At 51.1% G+C, this 7298-nt stretch carries 6 protein-coding genes; 4 read left to right on the top strand and 2 right to left on the bottom strand.

What is annotated here, in order from left to right; all coding sequences use genetic code 11:
- Window positions 1–253: 253 nt before the first annotated feature.
- Entirely contained in the window at window positions 254–1321 is a 1068-nt protein-coding gene (ispG, locus tag Q0620_RS06505; RefSeq protein WP_298783885.1) for a flavodoxin-dependent (E)-4-hydroxy-3-methylbut-2-enyl-diphosphate synthase, read from the top strand.
- A gap of 107 nt (window positions 1322–1428) precedes the next feature.
- Here the strand turns inward: ispG and Q0620_RS06500 are convergent, their stop codons facing one another.
- Together Q0620_RS06500 and Q0620_RS06495 are read right to left on the bottom strand one after the other, a co-directional pair.
- Window positions 1429–1584: a hypothetical protein gene (locus Q0620_RS06500; protein ID WP_298783883.1), complete on the bottom strand. Its 156-nt coding sequence runs from the start codon at window positions 1582–1584 to the stop codon at window positions 1429–1431.
- A 123-nt stretch (window positions 1585–1707) separates the two neighbouring features.
- Window positions 1708–1911, bottom strand: a complete 204-nt coding sequence (locus tag Q0620_RS06495; protein WP_298783881.1) for a hypothetical protein — start codon at window positions 1909–1911, stop codon at window positions 1708–1710.
- Window positions 1912–2197: 286 nt separating this feature from the next.
- Here Q0620_RS06495 and Q0620_RS06490 point away from each other — a divergent pair, with 286 nt between their 5' ends.
- The 3 genes from Q0620_RS06490 to Q0620_RS06480 all read left to right on the top strand — a co-directional run bounded on the left by Q0620_RS06490 (window position 2198) and on the right by Q0620_RS06480 (window position 7264).
- Complete coding sequence (locus tag Q0620_RS06490) at window positions 2198–4354, top strand: replicative DNA helicase (RefSeq protein WP_298783878.1); 2157 nt, start codon at window positions 2198–2200, stop codon at window positions 4352–4354.
- Window positions 4308–6500: a hypothetical protein gene (locus tag Q0620_RS06485; RefSeq protein ID WP_298783876.1), complete on the top strand. Its 2193-nt coding sequence runs from the start codon at window positions 4308–4310 to the stop codon at window positions 6498–6500. Before Q0620_RS06490 ends, Q0620_RS06485 begins: the two co-directional genes overlap by 47 nt.
- Before the next feature lie 221 nt (window positions 6501–6721).
- Window positions 6722–7264: a hypothetical protein gene (locus Q0620_RS06480; RefSeq protein ID WP_298783873.1), complete on the top strand. Its 543-nt coding sequence runs from the start codon at window positions 6722–6724 to the stop codon at window positions 7262–7264.
- The last annotated feature ends 34 nt before the right edge of the window (window positions 7265–7298 follow it).

The raw sequence follows: 7298 nt of genomic DNA, 5'->3' as shown, positions 1-7298 counted from the left end.
CGGCGCCTTTAAATTTAGCCGTCTTTATAAGGCTCGCAAATTTAGCCATTTCTGCAAAGCCCCGCAAAGTTTAGCGCGACGCAAGCGCGGTTTTAAATTTAAACGCGCAAACTGTCCACTAGCGGAGCGTAAAAGTAAAATTTAGCGAGTGAAATTATGTAGGCGAAATTCTAGCGGCGGCTAGCGAGCGCGAATTATTAAATTTTAACCCCGTTTTGAATAAAATAGCGCAAAAAATTCTAAAGGCTTAAATTTGAAAAATCGCTATCCGACCCGCCAAATCTCCGTCGGCTCCGTCAAAATCGGCGGCGGCGCGCCCATCTCCGTGCAGTCGATGAGCTTTTCTAAAACGAAGGACGTGGAGGGCACGCTAGAGCAGATAAACCGCCTGTATTTCGCGGGCTGCGACATCGTGCGCTGCGCCGTGCTCGATAAGCAGGACGCAGACGCGCTCTCACGCATCAAAAAAAGCTCGCCGCTTCCCATCGTAGCGGATATCCATTTTAATTTTCGCTTGGCGCTGCAGGTTGCGGAGTTTGTCGACGGGGTCCGCATCAATCCGGGCAATATCGGCGGCAAGGAGCGTATCAAAGAGGTCGTGCGCGCGTGCAAAGCTCGCAGCCTGCCTATCCGCATCGGCGTAAATTTGGGCTCGCTTGAGGAGCAGTTTGAGCAGAAATACGGTCGCAGCGTGGAGGCGATGGTGCAAAGCGCGCTGTATAACGCCGCGCTGCTGCAGGATGAGGACTTTAGCGACATCGCGATCTCGCTTAAGACTTCGGACGCACCAAGCACGGTGGCTGCGTATCGCGCGCTGCGCCCGCTATGCGAGTATCCTTTTCATCTGGGCGTGACCGAGGCGGGGACGAAATTTCACGCGAGCATCAAGAGCGCGATCGCGCTGGGTGCGCTTTTGATGGAGGGTATCGGCGATACGATGCGCGTGAGCATCACGGGCGAGCTTGAGGAGGAGATCCGCGTCGCGCGCGCGATCCTGCAGGACGCGGGCGTGCAAAAAAGCGGCGTCAATATCATCTCGTGCCCTACCTGCGGGCGTTTGCAAAGCGACCTGCTAAGCGCGATCAAAATCGTCGAAGAAAAAACCGCGCACATCAAAACGCCGCTAAATATCAGTGTCATGGGCTGCGTCGTAAATGCGATCGGCGAGGCGAAGGGCGCGGACGTGGCGATCGCGTTCGGCAACGGGCGCGGCATCGTGATGCGCCACGGCGAAGTGGTCGCCAAACTCGATGAGAGCAAGCTCGTGGAGCGGTTTTTGCAAGAGGTCGAGGACGAGGTGCGGGTTCGCGAAGGAGCGTGAGAGCTGCGGGGCGCCTAGCAGCTTAAATGTCGCTATGATTCGTGGCTCTTGGGCGGCTCGGCTCTGAATTTTGGCGCGCTTGGGTTAGTTGTAGTTTGCTCGGCATTTTAAGGTGCTCTCGGGCTCATCGGTGCGGCTCGTTTTAGCGTGAGATTTTGAAATTTGCGCTTTGAGGCGGCGCCTTGAAATTTTAAAATTTCATCCTTAGGCGGCGCTTTTAAATTTGAGCCTTTGGAAATGCAGCTTAAAATTTTGGTTTGCAATTTTAGGCTTGAAATTTTAACGCTGAAATTTCGCGTGAAATTTTTGAGTTTAAAATTTTGGTTTTGAAATTCGGGCTAGAATCCTAGCTCCGGAATTTTGCTTTGAAATTTCATTTCAAAATTTTAATTTCGAGAGTTGGAGCGAAATTTTATAGAGTAGAATTTACCGCGCGAAATTTTAAGTGGTAGAATTTTATGCTGTCTATGAAATTTAGGCGCAGGCTCTATGCGCTCGCCAATTTTACTCGCAGGATTTGCCTCGGTAGAATTCCGTGCCGCAAAGCGGAATCTTGACGGATGAAATTCCGATACGCCACGAAATTTCATCCGGCTGGATTTCGTCCTGCACCTAAATTTAAGGCGAGCGAAATTTTAAGAGTCAAAATTTCAAAGGGGGAAATTTAAAATTGACGGAATTTTAAAGGCGAAAATTCTGAGGATGAAATTTTAGATAGCAAAATTTAAAGCGGCTCAAATTATAAAATTTTGCCCGATAGAATTTTGCTAAGAGGCGAGATTTCAATTCTATAAAATTTAAAATTATCGCGCCGCAGAGATTTGTGGAAGCGAGCTTGAAATTTTATAGAATTTAAATGCGAAACGAGGGGAAGCGATGGCAACGAAGCAGAATGTGCCTGCAAATTTATACGATCTGGATATGGAGCGCGCGATTTTAAGCTCGCTTTTGCAAAACGAGGACGCATACGGCGAGCTGAGCGAGATAATCTCGGTCGGCGATTTTTTCTACAAGCCGCACGCCGACATCTACGAGGCGATCGTCAAGTGCTCCTCGCACAACGAGCCGATCGCGCCGAGCTTCGTTAAAAAATGGCTAGCCGAGCGCTACGACGATGGCGCATTTACCGAGGTCGTAGCCACTAGCGGCGTAGTCGATGCCCCAAAATACGCGCTTGAGCTGCGCGAAAAATCGATCAAGCGCTCGCTAATCAAGGTCGCGCACGAGATCCCTTCGATGGTAAACGAAGCCGTGCGCAGCAAAGACACCGCCGATAAAATCAGCTCCAAAATTTACGAGCTCATCGACGAGGAGCGCCACGGCGGCATCAAAAAATCGCACGAGATCATCGCCGACGTAGTAGAGGAGCTGAAACGCCAAAAGGCGCTCGCAGGCTCGGAGCTCGTGGGGTTGGATACCGGCTTTCGCTTCCTAAACGACTGCACGAAGGGGCTAAAGCCGGGCGAGCTCATCATAATCGCCGCCCGCCCCGGCATGGGCAAGACTGCTTTTGCGCTAAATTTGATGATGAAAACGCTGCAAAGCGGCAAAGGCGTCGTATTTTTCTCGCTCGAGATGCCCTCTGTGCAGCTGATGTATCGCATACTAAGCGCGCTTAGCTCGATCCCGCTAAGCGACATAATGAGCGCCAAGCTCAGCGACGACGACTGGACGCGTTTCAACGACGCTTGCGACGCGGTGCTGAATATGCCGCTTTTCGTCTATGACAGCGGCTACGTGAACATCCACCAAGTCCGCACCCAGCTGCGTAAACTCAAATCCGCGGACGCCAATATTGAGCTTTGTGTGATCGATTACATCGGACTTATGACGAGCACGAGCAACTACTCCGAGCGCCATCTGCAAATCGCCGAAATTTCGCGCGGGCTCAAGCTTTTGGCGCGCGAGCTAAACATCCCGATCATCGCGCTGTCGCAGCTAAATCGCTCGCTCGAGGCGCGCTCGAACAAACGCCCGATGCTAAGCGATCTGCGCGAAAGCGGCGCGATCGAACAGGACGCCGACATCATACTTTTCGTCTATCGCGACGAGGTTTATAAAGAGCAGATGGAGCGCGAGCGCATTTCGCGGTTGGAGGCCGAGGGCAAGGACGCGGGCGAGCCCGTATTTAGGCGCAACGACTATCAGGAAAAAGCCGAAATCATCGTCGGCAAAAACCGCTCGGGCGAGGCGGGCAGGACGATCGAGGTGGGCTTTCAGGGCAGATTTACCCGCTTCGTCGATACGAGCTTCGGCGGCGAACCCAGCGAGAGCGCGATCTTTAACGAAAACGACAATCTCGACTACGTCTCTCAGCTACAAGATCAGGGTTTTGAGGAGCCTACTGCGCCGCGCCTAGATATGCCGAATCCCGATGCAGCGCAAAATTTGCAGCAAAATTTAACGCAGAATTTTAATGAAGCGCAAAATTTTAATGAAGCGCAAAATAGCGGCGTAAGTTTAAACGAAAGCTCTGCTAGCGCTCGAAATTCCAGCGTAAATATCGATTTTGATGAGATGCCTAGTTTCGGCCAAAGCGATGCGCATGACGGCGAGGAGATAGACGGCGAGTCTAAGCTTAGCGCAGAGCAGGGCTTAGCAGAGGCGCGGTACGCGGCACAGGACACACCTCAAAAGCAAGAATTTCAGGAGCAAAATTTAGATGATACGAGAGCGGGCAGTGTCGCGCCCGAAACAGAAGCGCATAAAGAGTTAGCAGGTACTCCGCAGGGCGTAAAAGACACATCGCGGGGCACGAAAGGCGCGCGGCAAGGTGCAAAAGGCGCATCGCAAGGCGCAGAGAATGTAGCGGGCGCGTCGCAAGGAGCGGAGAGTACGCAGCGAGAGGATGCCTCGTATTTTGAGAGTGATGATAGTGCCGATGGCGGCAGGTCGTTTTTTGAAGCGCAAGAGCGGCGGCAGGACGAGGCAAAATTTAAACCCGCGCCGCCTTTAAATATCGAAGAGATGGGCATTCCAAAGATCAATGAGGCAAACAGGCTCGATGACGACGACGCGCCGCTGGATCTGTGAAATAGCGCTTAGGCTAGCGCTGATCGTTAGCGTTTTTTGCTTCGCGCTTTACGCGCAGGATTTCAGTGACGCGGGCTTTTGCGCGCTGGCGGCGTTTTGGGCTTACGCGCTATTTCGGGTGCTATTTAGCTTTTTTTACGAGGCGAAGCAGCGCGCCAACGCGGCGCTATTTCGCAGCGGCGGGACTTTGATTAAAATTTTTAGAGGCAGGCTCATAAGCGGGATTTTGGCCTTCGCGGGCGCGATCCTCTTAAGCATCACTTTGGCGCTAGGCTTAGCGGATCTGCGCGGCGCGGAGCTATTCGTGACGCTCGCGGCGCTGCCTGCAGCTCTTGCTCTGATGCGCCTGGCGGTGCTGAAGCTCAGCCTAAAAGAGATTAAAAATCCTAGAATTTTATCGCTCAAACTTAGCATTTTGCTGCTCGCCGCGCTTGCCGTAGCGGTAAATTTCGCCATAAATTTGGCCTATTTGCGGCTTGCGGACGCTGCGGATCCAATCGAGCACTCTCAAAATTCCGCGATAAATTTTACTTCGTCCGCCCGCACCGCTGCATTCGCTGAAAATTTCGCGACAAACGACGCTTCCGCGCCCGTCGGAAATTTAGCAACAAATAACGCCGCTAAATTCGCTAAAAATTCCGCGACGAACAACGCCGCCATAGTTGTGCGAAATTCCGGGACGATCAATGCCGTGAAGCCCGCACCGAACGCCGCCAAAAATCTCACCGCTTCGCCCGAAAATTTTAAAGCGAGCTCCGTCAGGGCGGTGCAGGTCTCGGCTGAAAATTCTAAGGCAGATCCCGTCGCTGCGCCGCAAATCAACGCTAAAAATTCTACAGCAAGCTCAGCCGCAGCGCAAAATTTAAATTTAGCTCCAACTCCCGCCGCACCGAACGCGTCCGCCGACAATTTAGCTGAAAAGTCCGCGACCGGCCCCGCATCGGTAGCTGAAATTTTTGAAATTTTAAAATCTACCGCGCCGCAAGCGCACTTCAGATCCGCTCTACTAAATGAAATTTACGCTTTGAAATTTTACAAAAACGCGCTGTTTGAGCTAGCGCTGTCGCAGAGCCCTAGCGCGCTAAAAATCGCTCTTTTGTTTCTGATCTGCGCGGGAGATTTTCTCTTTTACTGCGCGATTTTGCATATTTGTGCCTTCGTGCTTTTTATGCCGCGAGCAGCAGCCACGCCCAAAATAGGGCGCTTTAGCGGCACGATCTTCGCGCTTGCCTACGTCACGCTGTGTTTGATCTGCGCCGCGCAGACGCGCACGGCAGGCAGCGGAGCGGAGGGCGTACATCCTAAAAGCGCGGTCGAGACGAGCGTGCAGATCGTGCTGCAAAGCGGCGAGCGGCTGATCTTAAGCGCGCGCAAGGCGGACACGCTAAGAGGCGAGCTAAACGCCACGCGCTTCGCCGCGGAGGCAAACGCCGCATCCGCGCTGAATAGCTACATCGATGCCGTTTACGACGAGGGCGCGAGGCTTAGTGCGCAGAAAATGGCGGATTTTAATTACTCGTTTCTGAGCGATTATCTGGTGCTGTGGCACGGCGTGTGGGACGATGACGCGGGGGCGTATCTGAATGAGAAATTTACGCTCTTCGTAAGCGAAAGCTTCCCGAAAGATTTTGGCGAAAACATCGCTAAAATCGCTGCGGCAAACGTCAAGAATTATGAGAGCTCGCTAAATTTTACGCTCAAAAAATACGGCGCGAAAGTTGATCTCAACGTCACGCAGAGCTTCAGCCTAAAAAGCAAGGCGTATCGCGCGAGCGGGACGGGGCTAGGGGCGCTGGGCGGCGTGCTGGGCGCAAAGCTGATAAGTAAGAGCCTCGCTAAAACTGCGGCCAAGACGGGCGCGAAGACCATTACCAAGGCGGGCGCCAGCGCAACAAGCGGTAGTGCGGGGCTCGTATGCGGCCCGGGCGCGGTGGTGTGCGTGCCTGCGTTTGCCGTGGCTACGTGGTTTGGGCTGGATTTTGCGTTTGCCAAGGGCGACGAGGCGCTGAACCGAGAGGAGTTTGAAGCCGCGATCGTGCGCGATATGATGGCGGCGAAAGAGGAGCTAAAGCGCGCGCTGGCGGAGGATTTCAACGCGACGATAGATGAAATTTCGAGTGAAATTTTAAATTTAGACGGGAAGTAAGGCGGCGGATTATACCTGCGCAACTTAGACCACTTGCGAGTGAAATTTTACGGCGGATTATAGAGCTTTCGTGCGTAGCGGGCTGTGAAATTTTAAAATTTCATTTAAGTGTGGGCGGCGGGTGGGATTACGGCGCACTTATTGCACCGCCGTGCCTCTTAAATTTTAAGAAGCAGCTAAAAATTTTTAAATATAATCGTCGCTTAAAACAAGGAGTACTAATGAAAAAATTCTATCTTAAAATTTCGATACTTGCGTTTATAGCGGTATTTGCAGCGATTCCTGTTGCGGCACAACCGCCTTTGGTAAGCTTAATAGAATTAGAGAATTTTAAAAATGAAGAGCAAAGGACGCTTTTGAAATCCTGTGACTATGGCGAAGGCAAATATAGCTCGTGCAATAAACTCGTTGAAATTTTATCTAAAGAGTGCGACGACGATAGGCGTTATTTAAGTTGCGAATTAAATGCGCTTCTTTTATTGACATTAAATAGAGACGAAGAAGCTATAAATTATCTTGTTAAAAGTTGCGATGCAAATTTAATGACGAGTTGCTTATGCCTTAATTGGGAAGATCTGTATTTCACCGGAAATACAGATAGAGTTTTAAAGAGCTTTAAAAAAATATGTAGTATGGATTCGGAATCTGCACATGAGTATTGCGGATTTTACGATGAACTTAAAATTTGTATGGAAGATAAAGAGTGCAATCCAAGAGGAAAAATGAAAGAAATTTATAATAAACTATATGGGGAGTTGAAATGACAAGGCTATGCTTTATATTTTATTCTATGATATT

It is taken from the genome of uncultured Campylobacter sp. (assembly GCF_938017615.1).
In the GTDB taxonomy this organism is placed as follows: Bacteria; Campylobacterota; Campylobacteria; order Campylobacterales; family Campylobacteraceae; genus Campylobacter_B.
The sequence above is the reverse complement of the archived record's forward strand: the minus strand, read 5'-3'. Positions and strand labels throughout refer to the sequence as shown.

Coding starts and splice junctions, on each gene's coding strand:
- Q0620_RS06480 (WP_298783873.1), top strand. CDS start 6,722: ATGAAAAAATTCTATCTTAAAATTTCGATACTTGCGTTTATAGCGGTA.
- Q0620_RS06490 (WP_298783878.1), top strand. CDS start 2,198: ATGGCAACGAAGCAGAATGTGCCTGCAAATTTATACGATCTGGATATG.
- Q0620_RS06495 (WP_298783881.1), bottom strand. CDS start 1,911: ATGAAATTTCGTGGCGTATCGGAATTTCATCCGTCAAGATTCCGCTTT.
- Q0620_RS06485 (WP_298783876.1), top strand. CDS start 4,308: ATGAGGCAAACAGGCTCGATGACGACGACGCGCCGCTGGATCTGTGAA.